General features: G+C 69.2%; 22 protein-coding genes. 15 read left to right on the top strand and 7 right to left on the bottom strand.

The window, feature by feature from the left end; all coding sequences use genetic code 11:
• The first annotated feature begins 61 nt into the window (after positions 1-61).
• The gene (locus tag E5P3_RS00440) at positions 62-343 is read left to right on the top strand and encodes a hypothetical protein (RefSeq protein WP_162584187.1); all 282 of its coding nucleotides are present in this window, start codon (positions 62-64) and stop codon (positions 341-343) included.
• A gap of 119 nt (positions 344-462) precedes the next feature.
• Positions 463-672 (top strand): hypothetical protein, encoded by a 210-nt coding sequence (locus tag E5P3_RS00435; protein WP_162584186.1) that lies wholly within the window; start codon positions 463-465, stop codon positions 670-672.
• 21 nt (positions 673-693) lie between these two features.
• On the opposite strand, the gene E5P3_RS00430 is transcribed toward E5P3_RS00435, so the two are convergent.
• Positions 694-1,401: a Crp/Fnr family transcriptional regulator gene (locus E5P3_RS00430; protein ID WP_162584185.1), complete on the bottom strand. Its 708-nt coding sequence runs from the start codon at positions 1,399-1,401 to the stop codon at positions 694-696.
• 105 nt (positions 1,402-1,506) lie between these two features.
• On the opposite strand from E5P3_RS00430, the gene E5P3_RS00425 reads away from it, so the two are divergent.
• Genes E5P3_RS00425 through E5P3_RS00410 form a run of 4 tightly spaced genes read left to right on the top strand, consistent with a single transcriptional unit; the run spans position 1,507 to position 6,246 of the window.
• A complete protein-coding gene (locus E5P3_RS00425) occupies positions 1,507-2,424 on the top strand; it encodes a 3-keto-5-aminohexanoate cleavage protein (RefSeq protein WP_162584184.1) in 918 nt (305 codons plus the stop codon).
• Between the two features lie 39 nt (positions 2,425-2,463).
• Entirely contained in the window at positions 2,464-3,456 is a 993-nt protein-coding gene (locus E5P3_RS00420) for a Bug family tripartite tricarboxylate transporter substrate binding protein (protein WP_162584183.1), read from the top strand.
• A 3-nt stretch (positions 3,457-3,459) separates the two neighbouring features.
• Positions 3,460-4,410, top strand: coding sequence for a 3-hydroxyacyl-CoA dehydrogenase NAD-binding domain-containing protein (locus E5P3_RS00415; RefSeq protein ID WP_162584182.1), 951 nt, complete (start codon positions 3,460-3,462; stop codon positions 4,408-4,410).
• 24 nt (positions 4,411-4,434) lie between these two features.
• Positions 4,435-6,246, top strand: coding sequence for a feruloyl-CoA synthase (locus E5P3_RS00410; protein ID WP_162584181.1), 1,812 nt, complete (start codon positions 4,435-4,437; stop codon positions 6,244-6,246).
• Positions 6,247-7,263: 1,017 nt separating this feature from the next.
• Here E5P3_RS00410 and E5P3_RS00405 read toward each other — a convergent pair.
• The 4 genes from E5P3_RS00405 to E5P3_RS00390 all read right to left on the bottom strand — a co-directional run bounded on the left by E5P3_RS00405 (position 7,264) and on the right by E5P3_RS00390 (position 13,212).
• Positions 7,264-10,281, bottom strand: a complete 3,018-nt coding sequence (locus E5P3_RS00405; RefSeq protein WP_162584180.1) for a beta strand repeat-containing protein — start codon at positions 10,279-10,281, stop codon at positions 7,264-7,266.
• A complete protein-coding gene (locus tag E5P3_RS00400) occupies positions 10,212-11,192 on the bottom strand; it encodes a filamentous hemagglutinin N-terminal domain-containing protein (RefSeq protein ID WP_232072930.1) in 981 nt (326 codons plus the stop codon). The genes E5P3_RS00405 and E5P3_RS00400 overlap by 70 nt, the downstream gene beginning before the upstream one ends.
• Positions 11,193-11,770: 578 nt before the next feature.
• On the bottom strand, positions 11,771-12,487 hold the full coding sequence (locus tag E5P3_RS00395; protein ID WP_162584179.1) for a GntR family transcriptional regulator: 717 nt from the start codon (positions 12,485-12,487) through the stop codon (positions 11,771-11,773).
• Positions 12,487-13,212, bottom strand: a complete 726-nt coding sequence (locus E5P3_RS00390; RefSeq protein WP_162584178.1) for a maleate cis-trans isomerase family protein — start codon at positions 13,210-13,212, stop codon at positions 12,487-12,489. Before E5P3_RS00390 ends, E5P3_RS00395 begins: the two co-directional genes overlap by 1 nt.
• A gap of 169 nt (positions 13,213-13,381) precedes the next feature.
• Here E5P3_RS00390 and E5P3_RS00385 point away from each other — a divergent pair, with 169 nt between their 5' ends.
• The 7 genes from E5P3_RS00385 to E5P3_RS00355 all read left to right on the top strand — a co-directional run bounded on the left by E5P3_RS00385 (position 13,382) and on the right by E5P3_RS00355 (position 20,419).
• Positions 13,382-14,212, top strand: a complete 831-nt coding sequence (locus E5P3_RS00385; protein ID WP_162584177.1) for an IclR family transcriptional regulator — start codon at positions 13,382-13,384, stop codon at positions 14,210-14,212.
• 170 nt (positions 14,213-14,382) lie between these two features.
• Complete coding sequence (locus E5P3_RS00380) at positions 14,383-15,444, top strand: TRAP transporter substrate-binding protein (protein WP_162584176.1); 1,062 nt, start codon at positions 14,383-14,385, stop codon at positions 15,442-15,444.
• A gap of 11 nt (positions 15,445-15,455) precedes the next feature.
• The gene (locus E5P3_RS00375) at positions 15,456-16,106 is read left to right on the top strand and encodes a TRAP transporter small permease subunit (protein WP_162584175.1); all 651 of its coding nucleotides are present in this window, start codon (positions 15,456-15,458) and stop codon (positions 16,104-16,106) included.
• Positions 16,103-17,395, top strand: coding sequence for a TRAP transporter large permease (locus E5P3_RS00370; protein ID WP_162584174.1), 1,293 nt, complete (start codon positions 16,103-16,105; stop codon positions 17,393-17,395). Before E5P3_RS00375 ends, E5P3_RS00370 begins: the two co-directional genes overlap by 4 nt.
• 5 nt (positions 17,396-17,400) lie before the next feature.
• Positions 17,401-18,813 carry an amidase gene (locus tag E5P3_RS00365; RefSeq protein WP_162584173.1) on the top strand — a complete coding sequence of 471 codons (1,413 nt, stop codon included), beginning with the start codon at positions 17,401-17,403 and terminating at the stop codon, positions 18,811-18,813.
• Positions 18,789-19,571, top strand: coding sequence for a 2-keto-4-pentenoate hydratase (locus E5P3_RS00360; protein ID WP_232072929.1), 783 nt, complete (start codon positions 18,789-18,791; stop codon positions 19,569-19,571). Before E5P3_RS00365 ends, E5P3_RS00360 begins: the two co-directional genes overlap by 25 nt.
• A gap of 77 nt (positions 19,572-19,648) precedes the next feature.
• Positions 19,649-20,419: a fumarylacetoacetate hydrolase family protein gene (locus tag E5P3_RS00355; protein WP_162584172.1), complete on the top strand. Its 771-nt coding sequence runs from the start codon at positions 19,649-19,651 to the stop codon at positions 20,417-20,419.
• Between the two features lie 52 nt (positions 20,420-20,471).
• On the opposite strand, the gene E5P3_RS00350 is transcribed toward E5P3_RS00355, so the two are convergent.
• Positions 20,472-21,218, bottom strand: a complete 747-nt coding sequence (locus E5P3_RS00350) for a hypothetical protein (protein WP_162584171.1) — start codon at positions 21,216-21,218, stop codon at positions 20,472-20,474.
• Positions 21,219-21,321: 103 nt separating this feature from the next.
• A complete protein-coding gene (locus tag E5P3_RS00345; protein ID WP_162584170.1) occupies positions 21,322-21,885 on the bottom strand; it encodes a carboxymuconolactone decarboxylase family protein in 564 nt (187 codons plus the stop codon).
• A gap of 123 nt (positions 21,886-22,008) precedes the next feature.
• Between E5P3_RS00345 and E5P3_RS00340 the strand changes: the two genes are divergently transcribed.
• Together E5P3_RS00340 and E5P3_RS00335 are read left to right on the top strand one after the other, a co-directional pair.
• On the top strand, positions 22,009-22,329 hold the full coding sequence (locus E5P3_RS00340) for a winged helix-turn-helix transcriptional regulator (protein WP_162584169.1): 321 nt from the start codon (positions 22,009-22,011) through the stop codon (positions 22,327-22,329).
• A 49-nt stretch (positions 22,330-22,378) separates the two neighbouring features.
• Positions 22,379-23,350 (top strand): threo-3-hydroxy-L-aspartate ammonia-lyase, encoded by a 972-nt coding sequence (locus E5P3_RS00335; RefSeq protein ID WP_162584168.1) that lies wholly within the window; start codon positions 22,379-22,381, stop codon positions 23,348-23,350.
• The last annotated feature ends 2 nt before the right edge of the window (positions 23,351-23,352 follow it).

Here is a 23,352-nt window from a genome sequence, read left to right as displayed (position 1 = left end):
CTTTGCCCGGGATGCAGTGGCAGACTGTCGGGCTGTCTCGAGCCGACCGAAGGAGCCGATGATGAATTTGCTCGAAATGCCCGAAGCGCTACGCACCGAGCTGCAAGCCCGCAGCGCCCTGGCCATCGATGGGCGTGGCCAGGAGGTACTGCTGGGCATGGATGCGGAGGAGTCGCGCTTCTTCATCGCGTGCATGCAGCAGACGCCCGCGCGGCCGGCGCAGCGCGACCGCTACGCGGAACTGAAGGTGCGGCATGAAGCCGCCCGCCTCAAGCTCGCCTCGGTGGACGACGAAAGCACGGGGGACGAGGACGGACCGCCCCATCTCACGCACAAGTTCTGATGAGGGACGGCGCGTGCAGCGCGTGCGAGTTCTCCCACGGTGAGTCCCGCGCCCTCCCGACATCGACGTGCCGGGCATTGGCTAGCCTGCGAGGCAATCGCCTTTCAAGGAGCTTGATGATGCCCAGACACGATGCCGCCAGTCCTGTGGGACGCTGGCCGCGGCGCCATCCGGACGATGAGAAGCGTGACGAGCAAGTGCGCCGCCTCGCCGAAGAGCATGACAAGCTGCGGGCGGCCCGCCCGAACGCCGGGCCCGCCGAGGAAGACGAACAGCCCCAGAGCCCCGGCGCCAAGCCCCTGCACAAGACGCAGCAACAGCAGCACTGAGGCCCGCCGCCCTGCCGCGGGCTACTCGACGAAGCGCCGCAGGCCTTCCAGGTCGACCACGGTGATCCCGCCGTACTCGATGTGCAGGAGCCCCGCCTCGCGCAGCCGGTTGAGCGCCGCATTGCAGCGCTGCCGCGACAGGCCCGACAGATTCGCGATCTCCTCCTGCGAAGTCTGCAGGTGCACATCGCTGCCCGGATGCAGCCAGGGATGGAACAGCCCCGCCAACGCCCGCGCCACCTGGCTGTCGGCGTCGAGCAGCCGGTGCGCCGCGTAGTTGCCCATGAACCAGTGCAGGCGCTCGTTGAGCTGGCGCAGCAGGAAATGGTTGAAGCTCAGCTGCGTCTGGTGCAGCCACTCGAAGGTCTCCACCGGCAGGCGCGCCACCCGGCTGTCGCGCAGCGCGATGATGTCAGCCGAGCGCGGCAGCGCCCGCAGCAGCGTGCCCTCGCCGAACCAGCTGCCGACCGAGAGGCCGCCGAGCGTGACGGAGCGGCCGTCGTCGGCGGTGATGGACCACTTGAGCAGCCCTTCCAGCGTGCCGTACCAGTGCAGCGGCGTGTCTCCGCGCCGGCACAGTGCGCAGCCGGCGGCCACGGGCTGCTCGCGGATCTCGTCCAGCACCCGCGCCTGGGCGCCGGCGTCCAGCGCTGGGAACCAGCCCGAGCGCTGCAGCAGGTCGGGGATGGAAAGGGAGGCCGCCTGTCTCCGGCTCGGCTTGTTGTGCATCGACGCTCCTGCGCCGCGTAAACCCTGACTCCAAATGTCGTCGCAATGACTGTGGGGCCGGCGGCGGCCAAAAATAATAGCGCGCTCATCCAAGGAGACCGATCGATGTCCAAGCGCAAGGTGATCGTGACCATCGCCCCTACCGGCGGCATGGCGCACAAATCGCAGAACCCCCATCTTCCCACCCAGCCCGCGGAGATCGCCGCCGACGTGGTGCGCTGCTGGAAGGCCGGCGCCAGCGTGGCCGCGATCCATGCGCGGCGGCCGGACGACGGCGCGACCTGCGATGCGGCGGTGTACCGCGAGATCAACCAGCGCATCCGCGATGCCGGCTGCGACATCGTGATCAACAACTCCACCGGCGGCGGCGTGCATGGCGACATGGTCAAGCCGCTGCCGGGCGGGCGCTGGGAAATCGCCTTCGAGGAGCGGGTGAAGGGCATGGACGCGGGCGCCGAGATGTGCACGCTGGACGCGACCACGCTCAACCTCAGATTCGAGGGCCGCGAGATCCTGATGGACACGCCGCTCGGCAAGGGCCGCGAACTTGCGGCGGGCATGAAGGCGCGCGGCATCAAGCCCGAGTGGGAGGTGTTCAGCCCCACCCACATCCTGCAGGACACGACCACATTGATCAACGAGGGGCTGGACGAGCAGCCCTACTTCATCAACCTGGTGATGAACGTGCACCGCAACTTCCAGAACGCGATGCCCTTCTCGCCGCGCCACCTGCAGATGATGGTGGACACGCTGCCCAAGGGCGCGATCTTCGGCGTCAGCGGCATCGGGCCGTCGCAGCTGGAGGCCAACATCAGCGCGCTGCTGCTGGGCGGCCATGCGCGCGTCGGGCTCGAGGACAACCTCTACTACCGGCACGGCGAGCTGGCCACCAACCTGCAGCTGACGGAGCGCATCGTGCGCGTGCTGCACGAGATGGACCTGGAGCCCGCCACGCCGGCGGAGGCGCGCGACATGATGGGCCTGCCGCGCATCGGCCTGCCGCGCCCCGAATTCGCCGTCTGACCGACGCTCTTCTGCAAACAACCTCCGAGGAGACATGCCATGACCGATCGCCGCCACTTCCTCCACACCCTGGGCGCGGCTGCCGCCCTCGGCGCTCTGGCGCCGCTGACCGCCCGGGCCCAGAGCATCGAGCAGGTCAAGATCTACTACGGCTTCCCGGCCGGCAGCGCCGGCGACAGCGTGGCGCGCCGCGCCGGCGAGAAGCTGGCCGGTTCGGCCTACACCCGCAACGCGGCGGTGGTCGAGAACAAGCCCGGCGCGGGCGGCCGCATCGCGCTGGAGGTGCTCAAGGGCGCGCCGGCGGACGGCAGCGTGCTGGCGCTGTCGCCCTTCTCCTGCACCTCCATCTACCCGCACATCTACAGCAAGCTGAGCTACGACCCGGTCAAGGACATCACGCCGGTGTCGATCGCGGCGGTGATGCACCACGGACTGGCGGTCGGCCCGCTGGTGCCGGCCAGCGTCAAGAACGTCAAGGACTTCCTGGCCTGGGCCAAGGCCAACCCGGGGCAAGCCAGCTACGGCTCGCCGGCGGCCGGCTCCACGCCGCACTTCATCGGCGCCCTGCTCGGCATCAACAACGGCGTCGAGCTCAAGCACGTGCCCTACCGCGGCTCCATCCCCGGGGTGACCGACGTGGTGGGCGGCCAGATCGCCGCGATGGTCACGCCCAGCGGCGACTTCGTCGCCAACCACAAGGCCGGCAAGCTGCGGCTGCTGGCGACCTCCGGCAAGGCACGCTCGCCCTTCTCGCCCGAGGTGCCGACCCTGGCGGAGCAGGGCTTCGCGGAGCTCACGACCGAGGAGTGGTTCGGCTTCTATGCGCCTGCCAGGACGCCGGCCGCGGTGGTCAACGCTGCCAACGCGGCGATCAACGCCGCGATCAAGGACAAGTCGGTGATCGACAGCCTGGCGGTGGTCGGCCTGATCGCGCATGGTTCGAGCGTCGAAGAGATGGCCCGTTCGCAGCGCGAGGAGTTCGAGCGCTGGGGCCCGCTGGTCAAGAAGGTCGGCTTCACGGCGGAGTCCTGAGGCATGTCGCGCAAGGACACGCCCATCACACGCGTCGCGGTGGTCGGCACCGGCGTGATCGGCGCCAGCTGGGCCGCCTGGTTCCTCGCGCAGGGGCTGGACGTCGATGCCACCGACCCGTCGCCGGGGGCCGAGGCGCGGCTGCGACAGGCCGTGGCGCAGCACTGGCCCACGCTGGAGCGCTTCGGGCTCGCCCAAGGCGCGTCCATCGAACGGCTGCGATTCCACGCGTCGCTGGAAGACGCTCTGCGCGAAACGGACTTCGTGCAGGAGAACGGCCCCGAGCGGATGGACTTCAAGATCGATCTGTTCCGACGGATGGACGCCGCCGCGCCGCCGCATGCGATCCTGGCCTCCAGCTCCTCGGGGCTGACGGTCAGCGGCATGCAGTCGGGCTGCGCGCATCCGGAGCGCGTGGTGCTGGGCCACCCTTTCAATCCGCCGCACCTGATCCCGCTGGTGGAGGTGATCGGCGGCGAGCGCACCTCGGCCGACGCCGTCGAACGCGCGATGGCCTTCTATGCGGCCATCGGCAAGCGGCCGATCCACGTGAAGCGCGAGGTCAAGGGCCATATCGCCAACCGGCTGCAGGCGGCGCTGTGGCGCGAAGCCTTCCACCTGGTCGACCAGGGCGTGGCCTCGGTGGCCGACATCGACACCGCGATCTCGCAGGGCCCCGGGCTGCGCTGGGCGGTGATGGGGCCCTTCATGAACCTGCACCTCTCGGGCGGCGCCGGCGGCATCGCGCATGTGCTGGCGCACCTGGGCGGGCCGATCGAGGACTGGTGGAAAGACCTGGGATCGCCCCTGATGACCCAGGAGCTCAAGCAACAGGTGACCGAGGGCGTTGCCGCGGAACTCGGCCAGCGCCATGAAAGCGAGCTCGAGCGGACGCGCGACACCCTGCTGTTGAACCTGATTCGCGCCAAGGCAGCCTCCGGCACACTCGAATAACAACGCGCATCGAGGAGACAAGCGATGAAGGCCGAAGGCTTCTTCGACGACGAAACCCAGCTCGCCCCGCCACGCACGATCCGCATCGACTTCGACGACGGCTCCTTCGCACTGCGCTCGCCCGTCGCGCTGCGCCCCTACGCCCGCTGCGTGGGCGAATGGCTGGAGCGCTGGGCACGCGAGACGCCCGATGCACTGGCATTGGCCGAGCGCGACGAGAGCGGCGAGGGCTGGCGCAAGCTGGACTACCGCGCGCTGCGCCGTGCCGTCGGCGCGGTGGCCCAAGGCCTGCTCGACCTGGGCGTGCCGCGGGACAGGCCGGTGGTGATCCTCTCCGACAACGCGATCGACCATGCGGTGCTGATGCTGGCCACCATGCACATCGGCCGCACGGCCTGCTCGCTGTCCAGCGCCTACTCGCGCATGGCCAAGGACCCGTCGCGGCTGCACGGCATGCTGCAGGCGCTGGACCCCGCGCTGATCTATGCCTCGGACGCCAGGCTCTATGGCGGGGTGCTTGCCGGCTGCGGCGTCGATGCGATCACGGTCTTCAGCCGCAACGCCGACGCGCATCCCGGCGCGCGCTCTTTCGACGCGCTGCTGGCAACCGAAGAGACGCCGGCCGTGATGCAGGCCTTCGAGGCGATCCTGCCCGACACCCATGCCAAGTACCTGCTGACCTCGGGCTCCACCGGCCGGCCGAAGGTGGTGATCAACACGCACCGCATGCTGTGCGCCAACCAGCAGATGATCGCGCAGACCTGGCGCTTCCTGGACCAGGAGCCGCCGGTGCTGGTGGACTGGCTGCCGTGGAGCCACACTTTCGGGGCGAACCACAACTTCAACATCGTGCTCTGCCATGGCGGCGCGCTTTACATCGACGAAGGCCGGCCGGCGCCGGGCCTGATCGAGAAGACGGTGCGCAACCTGCGCGAGGTGCGGCCCACGCTGCTGTTCAACGTGCCGCGCGGCTACGACATGCTGCTGCCCTTCCTCGAGGCCGACGAAGCGCTCGCGGCCGATGTGCTGTCGCGCCTGCGCCTGTGCTTCTATGCCGCCGCGGCGCTGGCGCCCTCGACCTGGCAGCGGCTCGAGGCGGTGGCGAAGCGCGCACGGCCGGCTGCGCCGCTGTGGCTCACCACCTCCTGGGGCGCGACCGAGACCTCCCCGGCCATCACCTCGGCCCACTGGAAGCTCGACGGCGCCGGCTGCATCGGCGCACCGCTGCCGGGACTGGAGCTGAAGTTCGTGCCCAACGGCGACAAGCTGGAGATGCGGGTCAAGGGCGTCTCGGTCTTCCCCGGCTATCGCAACGCGCCGCGCGAAACGGCGCAGGCCTTCGACGAAGAGGGCTACTACCGCATCGGCGACGCGGGCTACCTGGTCGATGCGCAGCGGCCCGAATGCGGCGTGATGTTCAACGGCCGCGTGGCCGAGGACTTCAAGCTCACGAGCGGCACCTGGGTCTCGGTGGGCACGCTGCGTGTGGAGCTGGTGTCGCGGCTGGCCCCGCTGGTGCAGGACGTGGTGATCACCGGCCATGACCGCGACGCAGTCGGCATGCTGGTCTTTCCCAGCGCGCAAGCGGCGCAGCGCCCGCGCGAGGAGCTGGCGGCGGCATTGCTTCGCACGATGCGGGCCCTGCACGACGAGGGCGCGGGCTCCTCGCGATGCCCGGTGCGCGCGCTGGTGCTGGCCTCGCCGCCGGACATCGATGCCGGCGAGATCACCGACAAGGGCTACATCAACCAGCGCGCGGTGCTGCTGCGGCGCGCAGCGGAGGTGGAACGGCTGCACGCGGATGTGCATGATCCGGAGGTGGTGCGGGGCGACTGAGGGTTGCCAAGCCCTGTTGTCTTGGGGAGCTGGCGCTTGACGCCATTGGCGGCCGACGGCTTCGGCCGTCAGCTCCACGGCGCCCAGCGCACCAGGCGTGCAGCCGCTGCTGCTGTCCGCACGGGCCGCACCGACCGCGCACCCTGCGTTCGCATGGGCGAGCTTGTTGGTGAAGCCGTCGAGGACGGCGACCGGCCCCTACAGATCGCCGACCTTGTCGGCACTCTGCACCCGCCAGCGTGGCCAGGGTGGCGCCCCCGTTGTTGACTAACGAGGCGATCGCCCTGCTCGCCATCGTCGCGATGCCGGCTTGCATGGCTGCCGTCGTCGCGGGATGGGCTGCCGCGCCTGCGGTCCCCCTCACGGATGCACCCGCACCCGCTGCCACTCGACGCTGTTGACGAAGGCCAGCTCGTTGACGAACTGGTTCGCTCACTCCATGCTAGGCTGCTGCGCCAGTGCCGCCAGGTTGGCGTTCTGACCGAGCTGCGCCTTCGCCCCCGCCGGCGGCCCCGGATGCCGAGGTTCTTACATCAAAGCTGTTGCAATGGCTCGTCTCGTCCGCACCCCGTGGCCCAAGCTGAGGAGAAGGCCGCATGACATTGTCGACCTCCTTGCGCGTGGTGGACTGCTGAGCAGCTTGAGCTTTCCGCTTGTGTCGATAAGCCAGGCTCTCGCGCGTCGAATTCCTTCTATAGCAGAGCCCCGAGATCCCATACCTTGACCACCAAAGCATCTCTGCCATCCAGCGGCTCAATATGGTAAGTGCCAGAAGGAAATTCCACGTACTGCCCCTGCGCCAGTACGACCGGTTCCGCGTGCTGACCTCCAAAGTGGCATCGACACCTCCCTTGGGCGACAAAGCACAAGCCCTGTCGCGCTGACCCTTTTGGCCTAGTTTCGCCGTGTCGATAAACACTCCGGCTAACGCGAAAATCGGGCGCCGGGAACCTTCTCTGGATCTCCTCTTCGGAGATTGGCATGTCGGAGAATTCACTCCAGTTGAAAACTCTCAATTCAGTTACCGTCCCTCTCTGGAAAGTTGATGCCGACACTGCTGAATGCAGTGCGCGCAGCTTGGTCTGCGGCAGCAGATTGGGCCGGCGTCGCGCCATTCAGAAAATGCCCCGAATAGGGCTCGATGTCCAGTCCAAACAGCGCCCCAGGCAGACCAGCAATATTCGCTTGTCCAGCGGCAATAACAGGCTGCCCATTGGAAAGAACAGCATGAGATATTTCGATGCCATTCACTGTATGTGGAGCAATCAAGAGCTGTCCCCCAGCAGTGACTACGAACTTTATCTGCCCCTGATTGACGACCGAGGGGAATGAAGGATCGCTTGCAGGGATAGGACGCACGCCGACCGCGTTTGCCGCCGCAGTTTCAGCGGCGAGATTACTTGGAAGCTGGTTTCCAAATAGCTGATGCCCTGAACTCGACTGACTGAGGACGATCGAGCCTCCCGCCGGCGCCATATGGGGCGATACGGTCGATGTGCCGCCAGCCGTCGGGTTGGAGGCGCCATATCCAGGCGTACCCGGACTCACTAGCGCCGTCGCAGGTGTCGCAGTAGTGTTGGCCCCCTGCATGACATCTGCCGATGTACTGGTTGACCCATCCAAGACCCGAACGCCGCCTGCTCCATACCCCGTGGGGATCTGATCGGCAAGCGACGGCTGGTTGGCCGCGAACTGGGCACTGTTGACGTAACCCACGGCCGCGGCCATCAGCGGCAGCGAGGCGCACCAGTTGTTGGCGGCGCATCGCAATATGGCGACCTGCCCCGCGGCGCTCAGGGCTTGCCAGCCTGCTTGATTGAAGCGCACGACGTTCTGCACCAGCATCGTCAGCTGGCCAGCCATGTTGTTCTCTGCCGCGTTCGATCCGGCACCTGCACCGAGATAGACCAAACTGGCATCACCACCAGCGAGCGCAACGCCGAGACCGCCCACGAGGCTGGCCATCTCCAAGGTGCCCGGAAGCAGCCCATTGGCCAGAATGTCTTCGGCCGTGCGGTTTCCATTGAGCACGAGCGCGGTGGCTTCACCCAGCGTGGCACCGAGGGCACCGGCACCGCAGCCGGCCGCCCTGTCGGCACGCAGGGCGCCTGTTGCGCAACCTGCGATGAGATGGCCCGCAAAGTTCGCGAAGCTGCCGGGGGCGGTGTTCGCTCCGATGGCGGTTGCCCCCAAGGCTGCACCGGTATCGATGAACGCCGTGGCGATGCTGCGAGTGAGGCTGTCCTCCAGGCTTGCGCCGCTGATGGCCGTGTCGACGAGCGCCCGTGTGGTCCCATTGATCAGATTGCGACCCAGCCCCTGGAAGCTGCCGGCACCATGGATCGCCTTGATCCGATTCAGCGGCGTCGCCACGCCGTTCACATCCATCGTGGTCGTGTTGCCCAGGCCCTCCTGGCCCACCATGAAGTGGGGGTCGATGCGCCCGGGATGGCTGGTGGGCAGTTCGGCCGCCGGCGGTGCCACGCCGAAGGTGGACCAGATGGGATCGCTGATGGCGTACCACGCGCCTGGCCTGGCGGTGGTTTCGCAGGTGTCGACGTTGCAGGTCTGGTAGCTGCGATCTGCGCTGTTGGCCGGGCTCTGGAGGTAGTAGGTGCGGAAGCGCTCGAGCGGGTAGTCGGGCGACGGCACCAGCAGCCGGGCGGCGGCGTTGCTGCCCGGCGCGAGGGGGTTGGAGGCGTCCGTGGCCACCCAGTTGTTCCAGCCGGTGCTGTTGGTCAGGAGGCTGCCGCCGGCGGCAAGCAGGACCTCCGAGGCCGGATGGCGCGTGGCATTGCCCGGGATGGCGTACTCGACCACGTGTTCGCTCGTGCCGGGCTGCAAGGTCCAGGTGACGCCGCCGCTGGTGTTGTTCAGGACCGCGGCACTGATGCCGGCGTTGCCCGCGGCCTCGATCGTGGAGGCGTGGTTGCCGAGCGCCGCGGCGGCGCCGGTGGCCCGCCCGTCGGCATCGAGGCTGCCGCCGATGACGAGGTCGCCGGCGCTGAAGATCAACGAGCCATCGCGGTTGCCGATCGTCTGGGCGCCGATGTCCAGGCGATCGCGCGCGGCGATGGTGGCGGCGGACGTGAGGCCGTTGACGGTCTCGGCCAGGTTGTTCAGCGTGCCCGCGCCAATCGAGATCTGGTCGCCGTAGATGCGGCCGGTGCCGATGTTGTCGAGCGTGCCCGCGTCGATGCGGGTGGCAAAGCCGTCGATGACGCCGCGGTTGGTCACCGTGCCGGAGGTGCTCAATGTGGTGGAAGCGCCCTGGATGTCGCCGGTGGCGGTGTTGTCGATGCTGCGCGCCGAGAGGGTGAGCGCGTTGCCGGCAGCCAGCATGCCGCCATGGGTGACGTTGCCGCGGGTGGCGACGCTCAGGTCGCGGTTGGCGATGGTCCGGCTGCCGGCGGCAGTGACCACGTCCTGCGTCAACGCGAGGCGCATGTCGCCTCCGGAGAGCAGCTTGCCGTCGAAGCCGAGCGAGGCGGCATCGACGGCCAGGCGCTTGTCCGCCAGCACGGTGCCGCCCGTGTTGGTCACGTCCAAGGTCTTGGCGGCCGGGTTGGGCGCGTTCGGGTCGACGATGGCGACCGTGTCGCCCGCGGAGATCAAGCCGGAGGTGTTGTCGACGGTGCCGCTGCTGGTGAGGGTGGCGTTCAGGTTGGCACGGATGGCGCCGGACGTGTTGACGAGGGCGCCGGTGGCAATGGCGACGTTGTCGCCCTCGATGCCCTGGTCCGCGCCCAGCGTATCGGCGTTGGCGATGCTGCCGGCGTTCAAAGTGGTGGTGGCGCCCGAGCGGATCAACGCACCGGTGTTGTCGATGGCGCCCGCATCGATGCGCAGGTCGCCCCCGGCGAGGGTCTGGCCGCCCTTGTTGTCGTATCCGGCGCCATGGCTGTCGATGGTCATCGCGCCGCCCGAGTGGATCAGGCCCGCATCGTTAGCCAGCGCGCCCGAGTTCACATTGACAGTCGTGTCGGCTGCAATCGTGCCCTGCGTGTTCGCCAGCGCATTGCCGCGTGTGTCCACGGACACCCTGCTGCCGGAGACCTGGCCCGCCGTGTTGACCAGGCCGCCGTTGGCAAGCGCGACGGCGCCGCCGGCCTGAAGCTTGCCGGCCGCATTGACGGTCTGGCCGGCGGTGGTGACACGCAGCTGTCGATGTCGCTGGCGCTCGCAAGCTGCAGGCTCTGCGCTTCGAGCGTGCCCGCATTGGCGAGCGGCCCCGGCGTGGCGATCTTGAGTTCGCCGCCACTGGCGATACGCCCGCTATTGGCGAGGCTCTCGGCCGCGATGTCGGCGCGGCGCGCGGCCTGGATCGTCCCGATGTTCTCCAGCCTCCCGTCCGCGGTGATGACGAACTCGCCCGGGCCGGAGAGCGGACCCGAACCGTCCGCGGCCATGATCGTGCCCGCATTGCGCGCACCGACGCCATGCTCCGTGCCGATGAGGGTGATCTTGCCGGCGTACATGCCGCCGAGATGGGCGACATCGAGCGCGAAGACGGGCGCCTTGCCCGTGCCGGTGGTCGGGCTGACCTGCCCTTGATCGGCAGAGACCTGGTTGGCGCCTGTGACTACCTTCAGCTCGTTGGCCCAGAGCCCCGCATTGACCTTGATGGCGCGCGCCAGGATGGTGGTGTAGTCGGTGCTTCTTGCATCCAATCCAGCGCCGTCGATGCTCACGGTGCCGCCGCGCACCACGTAGCCGTCCAGGCCGCCTGCCGCATTGAGCTGCGGGGTGCCGGTGGTCAGGGTTGCGCGGCTGGCGTTGATGAAGGTGGCGCCATCGACGGCGATGCCCGCAGGGTTGGCCACGATGACCTCGGCGCGCTGGCCGCCGACCTCGATGGCGCCGCGCAGTTGCGTGGGGTTGCCGCTGACCACCTCGTTGAGGATGATCCGCGCCGGCCCGGTTGCGAGGAAGGGATTGGCCTGCACCCAGCCACCCAGCCACCCAGCTGGGTCTGCGCATCGGTGCGGCTGTTGTTGAGGATGACGCCGCGCGGCTGGACGTCGAACTGGTGGTAGAGGTTGCGCGAGACGCCCGCAGCCGAAGGAGTCTGGATGTTGACGAGAGGAACCCCATTGGGCGCCACCAGCACCGTGGGCCTGAGGCCCGGTGCAACACCGGGTGCGCCGACGATCTGCGCCTGCGCCGCCATGGCGACCAGCAGGCTCGCCAGCGCACTCCCGACACGGGCGGAAGTGGCGCCGCTGGCTCTGCCCGCGCTGCGCGCCGTTTCTTGCACGACCATGCGCATGCCGCGCGCAGCGTTGAAGACGATCCTGTGAAGGTGCTTGTTCATGCCATCACCCGCATCTCGCGCGCGCGTCTTCCTTCGGGCCGCGGACCCGAAGCCTCCCTGGCAGTCATCACATCGACCCTTCTTCTTTTTGAAAGGGCCGGATTCTGCTGTGTACCTCCGCAATATCGGCAGCGGCGTCAGAAAGAGTCAGATTGCCGTCATCGAATGCACGGCCGTGCGGGCGCTCGACAATGACTCAGGCTTCTTGTGCTACGGCCGGAAGATCGCCGCGAGATCGACTTCCTCGTTCGCGCCGTCGAGCTTCATGCTGCCCTCGATGTGCGCCAGGTGCTCCAGCATCAGCTTCTGCGCACGCGCCGCGTCGCGCTTCGCGATCGCCTCGATGATCTTCGAATGCTCATCGGCCCGGCAGCTGACGGAGGTCGGCGCGTCGTAGAGGAAGATCATCAGGCAGGTCAGCACCGACAGCTCGCGCATGCTGCGCGCCAGCGCGGTGTTGCCGGCCAGTTCGGCGGCAAGCGAATGGAACTCGCCGGACAGGCGGATCACCGCGCGCTTGTCGTCGCGGCGCCGCGCGTCGAGCTCGCGCGCCTGGTGCTCGCGCAGGCGCGCGAGCTTCTCGGGCGAGAGCGTCTCGACCAGTCGCCGCACGATGGCCGGCTCGATCAGCCGGCGAGCCTCGAACACGTCGCGCGCCTGTTCGATGGTGGGCTTGGCCACGAAGGCGCCGCGCTGCGGGAAGAGCTCGACGATCTGGTCGTGGGCCAGCCGCGCCAGCACCTCGCGGATGCGCGCGCGGCTGGCGCCGAAGATCTCGGCGAGCCGCTCCTCGCCCAGCTTGGTGCCGGGATGCAGGCGGTGTTCGAGGATGGCCGCGTAGATCTTCTCGTAGATCTCGTCCTGCGTGTTCTCGCGTTCGAGCCGCGCGGGCGTGGCGGCGCGCTTGCGCGCGCGGGGGGTCGGCATCAGCGCCAGCCGAACAGTGCGCCCCAGCCGCGCACCTGCGCCGGGTCCGCGCCGGCGGCGCGCAGCTGGCCCCAGACGGTGGTGCTCACGGTGTCGAGCAGCGGGATCCCGAGCTCGGCCTCCACCGCCTGCGCCAACGGCGCTGCCCGCAGGTTGGTGCAGAAGGTGGTGATCGCCTCGGGCCGCGCCGGTGCGACCTCGCGCATCAATTCCAGCAGCCGGTCCGGCTCGACGGCCGCGAAGTCGTGGTTCACGCGGATGCCGAGATGGCGCTCGGCCACCACCTCGACGCCAAGGCGGCGGTAGTTGTCGACGATCTTCTGCTGCACGTCCCCGGTGTAGGGCGTGACCAGCGCGAGCCGCTTCACGCCGCGCAGCGCCAGCAGCTCGTTGAGCGCCAGCACCGCGGTGGTGGCGGCGATGCCGGTGCGCTCGCGGATGCGCTCGACCAGGCGCAAGTCGGCCTCGAAGCCCAGCCAGCCCGAGGAGGTGCCGCTCCAGCCGATGACGTCGACCTTCGCGTCGGCCAGCAGCTCGGCGGCGGCCAGGATCTTGCTGTCGTCGAACTGGCCCAGCGCCTGCGCCGAGAGCGCGATCTCGGTCACCTGGAAGCGCGAGAAGTGCGCGCTGCAGCCGGGCACGGCGGCGGCCAGCGCGCTGGTCAGCGGCTCCAGCGCAGTGTTGGACGAAGGGGTCAGGACGCCGAGGCGCAGGGTCGGGGGCATGAGCTTCCTTTGGCAAGCAGTTGTTGCGGCATCAGTGTTACCACCATGTTCTCGGGCGCTATTGTTGACGACTATGTCGACAATACAAAGCCGTTTTGTTAACAAAGGAGCCGGCTCGACGGCCGAGAAGCCCCACGCCTGCTGGCGTGCAATTTGCAAGGCGCACGCCATGACCGCCTCTCCCCGCCGCACGCCCCGCAACGCTGCCAGCCCGATCACCCGCATCGACCGCGATAGCGACAGCACCGTGCAGTCGCTCACGCGGGCGCTGCAGCTGCTGGAGGTGCTGGCCGAGGACGACGAGGGCTACCGCCTGGTCGACATCGCGGCGCGCAGCGGGCTGTCCTCCTCCACCGCGCACCGCCTGCTCACCACGCTGGAGCAGCGGCAGTTCGTCCAGTTCGACCGCGAGACCAACCTCTGGTATGTGGGCGTGCGCTGCTTCTCGGTCGGCGCCGCCTTCGCGCGCCGGCGCCGCATCGCCCAGCTCGCCCTGCCGGTGATGCGCCGCCTGCGCGACAGCCATGGCGAGACGGTCAACCTGGGCGTCGCCGATCTCGGCGACATCGTGTTCGTGACCCAGGTGGAAAGCCGCGAGGTGATGCGTGCCATGGGCAAGCCGGGCTTCCGCGCTCCGCTGCACGGGACCGCGATGGGACAGGCGATCCTCGCCGCGATGGCCGAGGACGACGTGCTGCAGTACCTGCGCACCTACGGCCTGCCGAAGCTCACTGCCAACACCATCGCGCGCGCCTCGCGGCTGCACGAGACGCTGGGCGAGGTGCGGCGCGCCGGCTTCGCGATCGACGACGAGCAGAACGCGGTCGGCCTGCGCTGCATCGCCGCCGCGATCCGCGACGAGCACGGGCAGCCCTTCGGGGCGATCTCGCTGGTGGGTCCGACGCAGCGCATCAAGAGCGCCGACTTCGCGCAGCTGGGGGCGGCGGTGCGGGCCGCCGCCGACGACATCACCGCGGCCTACGGCGGACGCCTGCCGTAACGGCGCCTTCTTCCACCGGCGCATCGCGCCAAGTGATTGATTTCAAAAGGCTTCTGCCGGCTTTCCCGCAGCGCGGGAAAGTCCGCAGGCAAGCCTTGGCACGCGCTCCAATGACCCGTCTTCTTCATTGTGTCGCCCCCATTCCGACCCTCCCCTCTCCAGGAGCCTCCATGCCACTGCCCCATCGTTCCTCCAAGATCTTTGCCGCCGCACTCGCGCTGGCCGCCCTCTTCGCACTGCCCGCCGCACAGGCGCAGGACCGGATCAAGCTCAAGGCCATCGGCCAGCCCCTGGCCACCGGACTGATCCAGAAGAACAAGGAACAGCCCTTCTTCGAGAACTTCGCCACCCGCACCGGGCTGCCGATCGATGTCGACTACAAGCCGATCGACACGCTGGGGATCAAGGACACCGAGCAGCTGCGCGTGATGAAGGCCGGCCTGTTCGACCTCGTCTCGCTGCGCGTGTCGCAGAACTCGCGCGACGAGCCGACCATCCTGGGCCTCGACCTGGTGGGTGCCGCGCCCGACTACGCGACCGGGCGCAAGGTGGCCAAGGCCTATTTCGACACCGTCGATGCACGGCTGCAGCAGCAGTTCGGCGTCAAGCTGCTCGGCGTGTGGCCTTTCGGGCCGCAGATCCTGTTCTGCAAGAAGCCCGTCGCCAAACTGGCCGACATCAAGGGCATGAAGGTGCGCGTGTACGACCAGAACCTCGCCAAGTTCATCGAGATGGTGGGCGGCACGCCGGTGCCGATCTCCTTCGCCGACACGCATCAGTCGTTGTCGCTCGGCGTCGTCGATTGCGCGATCACCGGCCCGAGCTCGGCGAACTCGGCAGGCTGGCCCGAGGTGACGACGCACCAGTTGCCGATCGGCTTCCAGATGGCGCTCAACGGCTACGGCATGACGATGAAGTCTTGGAACGCGCTGAAGCCCGAGCAGCAGGCCAAGCTGAAGTCGGCCTTCGACGGTCTCACCGACGAAGTCTGGAAGTACTCGGAGGAGCTGTTCCAGGATGCGCTGAACTGCAACGCCGGGAAGGACCCATGCACCACGGGCAAGAAGTTCAACCTGGTGAACGTGCCGGTCACGCCGTCGGACCTCGAGCTGGTGCGCAGCGCTGTGAGCAAGGTCTCGCTGCCGGTGTGGGCCGAGGTCTGCGACAAGTCCAACGCGGCGTGTTCGAAGACCTGGCAGGCGACCGTGGCACCGGTGCTGGGGCTGAAGTGAGCGATGCCGCCATGACGAGCGCCAGGCAGGAGCCCTTGGCCCCGCCCCAGGGGGCGGCGGCGCGCGCGAAGCCTGCCGGCCTCAAGACACGCATCGAAACCGTGCTGGCCACCGTGTTCGGCACGATCTTCCTCGGCCTGGCCGCGATCGTCACCGTCGAGACGCTGGCGCGCAAGCTGTTCAACATCTCGCTGCAGGGTGCCGACGAGCTGGGCGGCTACGCGCTGGCGGTGGGCTCGACCATCGCCTTCAGCCTCGCGCTGATGGGGCGCAACCACATCCGCGTCGACGTGTTCCACGAACGCTTCCCGGCGCGCGCACAGGCGCTGCTGAACTGGATCTCGATCGTCCTGCTGGCCGCGTTCGCGCTCTTCATCGCCTGGGTCGCATTCAAGGTGATCGGCGACACGATGGCCTATCGCAGCACCGCGCAGACGCCCTGGGCGACGCCGCTGATCATTCCGCAAGGCGTGTGGTACGCGGGGCTCGTGATCTTCGCGCTGGTGGCCTGCGGCTTCGCGCTGCGCGCGACGCGCCTCCTCGCTGCGGGCGACATCGCCAGGCTGAACAGCGACTTCCATCCGAAGAGCGCCAAGGAGGAGCTGAAGGAAGAGCTCGACGATCTCGCGGTGCGCCAGGAAGCCGAAGGGGGCAGGCCATGAACGTGATGGTCATCGCAGTCGCATTCTTCGCGATGCTCGCCATGATGCTGGTCGGCATGCCGATCGCGGTCTCGATGGCGCTGGTCGGCATCGTCGGCGGCATCGCCGCCTACGGGACCCCCTTCATGGACTCGATCGCGCCGGTGGTCTGGGGCGTGCAGAACGAAAGCCTGCTCACCTCGATCCCGCTGTTCGTGCTGCTGGGCGAGCTGCTGCTGCGCTCGGGCATTGCGGACCGCATGTACATCGCGTTGTCGGCCTGGCTCGGCCGCCTGCCGGGCGGCCTGCTGCACACCAACATCGGCAGCTGCGCGCTGTTCGCCGCCACTTCCGGCTCCTCGGTGGCCACGGCGGCCACCGTTGGCACGGTGGCGCTGCCCTCGCTGCAGAAGCGTGGCTATCCGATGCGCGCCTCGCTGGGCTCCCTGGCTGCCGGCGGCACCCTCGGCATCCTGATCCCGCCGAGCGTGAACATGATCGTCTACGGCTCGCTCACCAACAACTCCATCGGCAAGCTGTTCATCGCCGGCATCATTCCCGGCCTGCTGCTGACCGGCCTCTTCATGCTGTGGATCGCGATCTCCAGCCTGGCCAGCGGCAAGGCGATGCGCGAGCCCAAGGTCCCGCTGGACCAGCGCCTGCGCGCCCTGGTGCACCTGGTGCCGCCCGTGGTGGTGTTCGGCATCGTGATGGGGAGCCTCTACTTCGGCATTGCGACAGCGGCCGAGAGCGCGGCGCTGGGCGTCGTCGCGGCGCTCGGCTTCGTCTGGCACTCGGGCAAGCTGAGCCGGGAGCTGATGCGCAACTGCTTCGTCTCGACGGCGCGGGTGAGCGGGATGATCCTGCTGATCATCGCCGCCGCCTTCATCCTCAACCTGACGATCAGCCTGACCGGGGTCGCCGAGTCGATGACGAAATGGGTCGCGGGCCTCGGCCTATCGGCCACCGGGCTGATCCTTGCGCTGATCGTGTTCTACCTGGTCCTGGGCATGTTCATGGACGTGCTGTCGATGCAGGTCGCGACCATCCCGATCACCTACCCGATCGCCGTCGCGCTCGGCGTCGACCCGATCTGGTTCGGCATCTTCATCGTGCTGATGTGCGAACTCGGCCTGATCACGCCGCCCGTGGGCATGAACCTGTTCGTGGTGCACGGCATCCGCCCGGACAAGGGCGGCATCCAGGACGCGATCTGGGGCGCGCTGCCCTACGCGCTGATCATGATCCTGTTCACCCTGCTGCTGATGGCCGTGCCGCAGCTGGTGACGTGGCTGCCGGCCCACATGTGAGCGCGATGAGATCCACCACTGCGCTCACCTCGCGTACTCCGCTCTGGCGACTCACGGCCGCGCAGCTCGCGGCCGGATTCCGGGAAGGCGCGTTCACGCCGCTGCAGGCCCTGGAGGCCTGCCTGGCGCGCAGCGCCGAGGTCAACCCGCGGCTCAACGCGCTGGTCGCGCTGGATGCCGAGGGCGCGACCCACGCGGCCGAGCAGAGCAGCGCACGCTGGCGGGCCGGGCGCGCCCTCGGCCCGCTCGACGGCGTGCCCCTCACGATCAAGGACAACCTGCACGTGCGCGGCCTGCCCACGCATTGGGGCAGCCGGGCACTGGCCGGGCTCGTGGCCGAGCGCGACGAGCTGCCGGTGGCGAAGCTGCGCGAGGCCGGCGCGGTGATCTTCGGCAAGACCAACGTGCCCGAGTTCACCATGCAGGGCTACACCGGCAACCCGGTGTTCGGCGCGACCGGCAATCCCTGGAACCCGGCGCTGACGCCCGGCGGCTCCTCGGGCGGCGCGGTCGCGCTGGTCGCGGCCGGCGGGTGCCCGATCGCGCTCGCCACCGACGGCGGCGGCTCGATCCGGCGACCTGCCTCGCACACCAACCTGGTCGGGCTCAAGCCCTCGCGCGGCCGCGTGCCGCGCGGTGGCGGACTGCCGCCGATCTTTCTCGACTTCGAGGTCGCGGGGCCGCTGGCGCGCTGCGTGGACGACGTGGCCGCGATGATGCAGGTGATCGGGCGCGGCGGCGTGCAGCCGGTGCCGGCTGTAGCGACGATACCGGCGCGCATCCTCTACATCCCGCGCTTCGGCGATCACCCGGTCGACCCGGCGATCGCGGCGCTCACCGATGCCGCCGCGCGCCAGCTCGCGGCGCTGGGCCACGAAGTCACGACGGCCGATCGCTTCGAGATGGCGCAGGCCGTGAATGAGCGATGGCCGCTGCTCTCGCAGGTCGGGCTGGCGTGGCTGGTTGCGCATCCGCAGGCGCTGTCGTCCACGCGTCCGTTCGATCCGGCCTCGTTCGGGCCGGTCATGCAAGCCAATGCGCAGGCCGGCCGCGATGCATCCGCCCTCGCGCTGTTCGACCTCCTGTTCGAGGCCGAACGGCTGCGCACGGCGCTGGCGAGCCTGTTCGAGCGCCACGACTTCCTGCTGACGCCGGCGGCGGCGGCACTGCCGTGGCCGGCGGGTGAAACGCATCCGCCGCGCATCGACGGCCGCGAGGTCGGTCCCCGCGGACACGCCGTCTTCGCCGGCTTCGTCAACGCAGCCGGGCTGCCGGCGATCGCGCTGCCCTGCGGCTTCGCCCAGGGGCTGCCGGTCGGCCTGCAGCTGGTCGCGCGCGAAGGCGGCGACGACGCGCTGCTCGCCCTGGCCCGCGCCTTCGAAGGCGCCCATCCGTGGCAGCGCTTTCCCGAGCTGTGACGCAGGCAGCGGCCACCGTCACGCCGGCAACCGCCGCACGGGCGCTGTTCGTGGCGCGGCGCGACGGCCGGCGCGTGCCCACGGCGCTGGTGCAGCCCGCGGATCAGCACGAGGCCTACGCCATCCAGGATGCGACCCTGGCCGCCCTCGGCAGCATCGGCGGCTGGAAGGTCGGCGCCCGCGCCGGCCAGGCGCCGACCTGCGCGCCGCTGCCGGCCGAGGGGCTGCTGCCCGACGGCGCATTCCTGACCGGCCCGGCCTGGCGGCTGCGCGGCATCGAGGTCGAGGTGGGCTTCCAGCTCGGCGTCGACCTGCCGCCCCGCGCCGCGCCCTACACGCGGGACGACCTGGCCTTCGCGGTGCGGGCTGTGCTGCCGGTGATCGAGGTGGTGGAGACCCGCCTGGCCGACTGGCTCGGTGCGGGCGCCCGGGCGCAGCTGGCCGATCTCCTGAGCCACGGTGCGCTGGTGCTGGGCCGGCGCCAGCCCTTCGAGCCGGCGTGGTTCGACCTGGCGAGCGTCGAAGCCGAGCTGCGCTTCGGCGAGCAGATCGTGGCCCACACCGTGGGCGAGCATCCGAGCCCGGATGCGGGCACGCTGCTCGAATGGCTGGCCAACCATTGCTCCGCGCGTGGTGCGGGGCTCAAGGCGGGGCAGGTCATCACCAGCGGCTCCTGCACGGGGATGCTGTTCGCCTCCCGGGGCACGGAGGTGCAGGTGGAGATCGGCGGGCTCGCGCCCTTGAGCGTGTCGTTCTAGCGGGCCTCCAATAGCCGATGCCGATTGCTGTTACGGTCGACCGGGCTTCGCCCCTTTTGAGCAACAGAGGAATGCAAATGACCCTTTCGCCTATCGACGCCGTGGTGGATGCGCTGGTGCGCGCACGCCGCGATCATGTGCCGGCCGACGCGGCGCCACTCGCTGCCGCGCTCACCGATGCAGCCGATGCCTATGCGGTACAGCAGCGCGTGGGCGCCGAACTCGGCTGGTTCGACGGCGCGGCGCCGCGTCACTGGAAATCGGGCGGCCCGTCGCGCGAGGCGGTGCTGACGCATGCGCCGCTGCCGCCGGCCGGCGTCTGGACCAGCCCGGCCCGAAGCGAAGCCTGGCCCTTCCACCAGCGCGGCATCGAGGCGGAAGTGGCCTTGCGGCTGGCGCGCGACGTCGATGCCGCGCTCGCCGCCACGCTGGACGTGGCCAGCGCCAGCGCGCTGGTCGATGCGATGGCCGTCTCGATCGAACTGGTCGACTCGCGCTGGCGCGAAGCGCTGGAGGCGCCTGCGCTTTGCAAGCTGGCCGACCTGCAGTCGCATGGCGCACTGGTGCTCGGGGACTGGATTCCCTTCGAGGCGCGCGACTGGCGTACGCAGACCTGCCGTGTGCGCATCGGCGCACAGGCGCCGGTGGAGCGGCACGGCACCCATACGCTCGGCGATCCCGCCTTTCTGCTGCCGGGCTGGCTGCGCCACGCCACGCGCGAAGGCGCGACGCTGGCGGCGGGGACCGTGGTGACCACCGGCAGCTGGGTCGGCATTCTTCACGCGGCCGAGGGCGATCTCGTCACGGCCGAGTTCCCGGGCATTGGACGGGCGTCGGTGCAGTTGTAGGGCGGTCTAAAAGGGATAGCCGGGACATCAGGGCGCGAAGGCTTCGCGCGCCCTACCGCAGCCAGCGGGCCTCGCCGCGGCCCGGGCCCGCGTGCGGCAAGCCATAGGGCAGCGGCAGCGACGCGGTCGTGCGGCTGGACTGGAGCACGGCGCGGTCGGTCTCGACCTCGTGGAAGCAGGCCAGCATCGCGTTCACGCCCGGCGCCCGGCCGGCCTGCGTGCGCCAGGACGGCCACTCATGGTCCATCTGGGCGCAGAGGTCCTTCCAGGTCTCGGCGAGAGCCGCCCAGGACACCAGTTCGGGGTCGGCCACGCGGCGCGCGAGCCGAAGCAGTGCGCGCTGCATCGAAGGCACCTCTTCCACCAGCAGGCGGCAGCGCCGGAACTCCTGGGCGTCGCGGGGCAGGTCCAGCGCGGTGCCGCCGTAGTGAGGCGGACGGATGCCGGTCAGCAAGGTGAAGAGCGCCAGGCTCGACAGGCCCTGCTCGCCGGCCGCCAGCCAGCGCACGGCCTGCGCGTCCAGCCGGCGCGCGGCGCGGCCCAGCTGCGCGCGCACCCGCCCGGTGGCAGCCGCGGCCTCCTGCTCGCGGATGCGCGCCAGGCCCTCGGGCGGACCGATGACGGCGGTGGCACCCAGCATGCGCGCCACATCGGCATGCAGCACATGCAGATCGCTGGCCTGGCGCAGCAGGCGCAGCCAGGCACCCAGCGGCATGTGGCCGTACACGATCGTGCAGCCTTCGCGCTGCAGGATTCGGTAGTTCGGCGCGCCCTCGGCCGGCGTCTTCCACGTGCTCATGCCTGTCTATCGGCAGGCCAGGGGCTCGCCAACAGGGCATCAGGGGAAAAACACGACGTGCGCCGCGTGGGCGCCGCTTACTCCAACTTCATTCCGGACAGGTTCACCAACGCGCCGCCCACGATTCCAGCGGTACCCGCGCCACGTTGCACACATAGCTGATTGCGTGGTACCAGCCCGCCAGCATCAGCAGCTCGATGAGTTGCGGCGGGGTCCAATGGACGGACAGCGCCTGCCACAACGCATCATTGACATCGCCCCGGTCGTGCAGCGCGTCCACCAGCTCGATCAGCAGGCGATCGTGTCGTGCAAGGCCGTCGAGCGCGGCACCGGTGGAGACGATGGCCTCGCGTTCACGCTCGCCCAGACCCGCGGCCTGCGCGAACGCGGCCCAGTGCACGCCCCACTCGTACTCCGCCCCGCAGCGTGCGCACACGCGCAGGATGACGATCTCGCGGTCGCGCAGCGCAAGACTCGCCTTGCGGCCCAGCAGGTAGCCGCCCCATGGCAGGGATCGCTCGGCCAGCGCGGGATTGACGGCCAGCACGCGGAACAGCGCCAGGATCTCCGGCGCTTCGGGCGGCGTCATCTTCCTCAGCAGCGCGCCGAGCTCCTCCGGATAGGGCGGCTCGGGCGGCAGGATGCGGGGTGGGGGGTGGGTGGTCATGGAAGACTCCTCTGACTAGAATGGCGGCGATTTGCGATGCGCTACGAAATCCGTAGCGATCGAACGCAGTCTATCGCTACGGATTTCGTAGCGCAAGCCGTGCCACGCCCTTCACCCGCCGCCATGCCCCCTGCTGCCACCGACAACGCCCAGCTCGCCGCCCGCCGCCCCATCATGGCGCTGCTCGAGCAGCTGGGCCGCAAGGGCACGCTGCGCATCCTGTGGGAGCTGCGCGACGGCGCGCCGCAGAGCTTTCGTGTGCTGCAGGCGAACGCGGGCGAGATGTCGCCCTCGGTGCTGAACGACCGGCTCAAGGAGCTGCGCGCGCTGCAGATCGTCGAACTGGCCGAGCTGGGCTATGTGCTCACCGAATCGGGCGTGGAACTCGTCAAGCGCCTGAAGCCGCTCAACCAGTGGGCCGACCGCTGGTTCGAGGCGCTTTGACGATTCGTCCAGACATGAACAATCCGTCCAAGAAACAGGAACTACCGCCATGCCAGACCCCCTGAAGCTCCCCACGTATGACGATGTCGCCGCCGCCGCGCGGCGCATCGAAGGCCATGCCCATCGCACGCCGGTGCTGCGCTCGCGCACCGCCGACGAGGAACTGGGTGCGCAGCTCTTCTTCAAGTGCGAGAACCTGCAGCGCATGGGCGCCTTCAAGTTCCGCGGCGCCTTCAACGCGCTCGCGAAGTTCGACGCGCAGCAGCGGCGCGCCGGCGTGGTGGCCTTCTCTTCCGGCAACCATGCGCAGGCGATCGCGCTGGCGGCGCGCATCCTCGGCATGCCGGCCACCATCGTGATGCCGCACGACGCACCGGCCGCGAAGGTGGCGGCTACCGAGGGCTACGGCGGGCAGGTGGTCATCTACGACCGCTACAAGGACGATCGCGAGCAGATCGGACGCGACCTGGCGCAGAAGCACGGCATGACGCTGATCCCGCCCTACGACCACCCGGACGTGATGGCCGGCCAGGGCACGGCGGCGAAGGAGCTGTTCGAGGAAGCCGGCCCGCTCGATGCGCTGTTCGTGCCGCTGGGCGGCGGCGGGCTGCTCTCCGGCTCGGCACTGGCCACGCGGGCACTGGCGCCGCAATGCAAGCTCTACGGAGTGGAGCCGGAGGCGGGCAACGACGGGCAGCAGTCCTTTCGCAGCGGCAGCATCGTCCACATCGACACGCCCAGGACCATTGCCGACGGCGCGCAGACGCAGCACCTGGGGCAGCACACCTTCGCCGTCATCCGCCGCGACGTCGACGACGTGCTGACGGCGAGCGACGCACAACTGGTCGAGGCGATGCGCTTCTTCGCCGCGCGCATGAAGCTGGTGGTCGAGCCCACCGGCTGCCTGGGCTTCGCGGCAGCGCGCGAGATGAAGGCGCAGCTGCGCGGCCTGCGCGTGGGCGTGCTGATCAGCGGCGGCAATGTCGACGTGGAGCGCCTGGGCGCCCTGCTCGCAGGCTGAGC

Origin of the sequence: Variovorax sp. RA8 (assembly GCF_901827175.1) — a bacterium.
In the GTDB taxonomy this organism is placed as follows: Bacteria; Pseudomonadota; Gammaproteobacteria; order Burkholderiales; family Burkholderiaceae_C; genus Variovorax.
Note: the sequence above shows the minus strand (reverse complement) of the source record. Positions and strands in the feature narration are given on the sequence as shown.

Coding starts and splice junctions, on each gene's coding strand:
- E5P3_RS00435 (WP_162584186.1), top strand. CDS start 463: ATGCCCAGACACGATGCCGCCAGTCCTGTGGGACGCTGGCCGCGGCGC.
- E5P3_RS00365 (WP_162584173.1), top strand. CDS start 17,401: ATGAGATCCACCACTGCGCTCACCTCGCGTACTCCGCTCTGGCGACTC.
- E5P3_RS00395 (WP_162584179.1), bottom strand. CDS start 12,487: ATGCCGACCCCCCGCGCGCGCAAGCGCGCCGCCACGCCCGCGCGGCTC.
- E5P3_RS00390 (WP_162584178.1), bottom strand. CDS start 13,212: ATGCCCCCGACCCTGCGCCTCGGCGTCCTGACCCCTTCGTCCAACACT.
- E5P3_RS00340 (WP_162584169.1), top strand. CDS start 22,009: ATGCCCCCTGCTGCCACCGACAACGCCCAGCTCGCCGCCCGCCGCCCC.
- E5P3_RS00440 (WP_162584187.1), top strand. CDS start 62: ATGAATTTGCTCGAAATGCCCGAAGCGCTACGCACCGAGCTGCAAGCC.
- E5P3_RS00370 (WP_162584174.1), top strand. CDS start 16,103: ATGAACGTGATGGTCATCGCAGTCGCATTCTTCGCGATGCTCGCCATG.
- E5P3_RS00375 (WP_162584175.1), top strand. CDS start 15,456: ATGACGAGCGCCAGGCAGGAGCCCTTGGCCCCGCCCCAGGGGGCGGCG.
- E5P3_RS00335 (WP_162584168.1), top strand. CDS start 22,379: ATGCCAGACCCCCTGAAGCTCCCCACGTATGACGATGTCGCCGCCGCC.
- E5P3_RS00410 (WP_162584181.1), top strand. CDS start 4,435: ATGAAGGCCGAAGGCTTCTTCGACGACGAAACCCAGCTCGCCCCGCCA.
- E5P3_RS00430 (WP_162584185.1), bottom strand. CDS start 1,401: ATGCACAACAAGCCGAGCCGGAGACAGGCGGCCTCCCTTTCCATCCCC.
- E5P3_RS00420 (WP_162584183.1), top strand. CDS start 2,464: ATGACCGATCGCCGCCACTTCCTCCACACCCTGGGCGCGGCTGCCGCC.
- E5P3_RS00350 (WP_162584171.1), bottom strand. CDS start 21,218: ATGAGCACGTGGAAGACGCCGGCCGAGGGCGCGCCGAACTACCGAATC.
- E5P3_RS00385 (WP_162584177.1), top strand. CDS start 13,382: ATGACCGCCTCTCCCCGCCGCACGCCCCGCAACGCTGCCAGCCCGATC.
- E5P3_RS00345 (WP_162584170.1), bottom strand. CDS start 21,885: ATGACCACCCACCCCCCACCCCGCATCCTGCCGCCCGAGCCGCCCTAT.
- E5P3_RS00355 (WP_162584172.1), top strand. CDS start 19,649: ATGACCCTTTCGCCTATCGACGCCGTGGTGGATGCGCTGGTGCGCGCA.
- E5P3_RS00425 (WP_162584184.1), top strand. CDS start 1,507: ATGTCCAAGCGCAAGGTGATCGTGACCATCGCCCCTACCGGCGGCATG.
- E5P3_RS00380 (WP_162584176.1), top strand. CDS start 14,383: ATGCCACTGCCCCATCGTTCCTCCAAGATCTTTGCCGCCGCACTCGCG.
- E5P3_RS00415 (WP_162584182.1), top strand. CDS start 3,460: ATGTCGCGCAAGGACACGCCCATCACACGCGTCGCGGTGGTCGGCACC.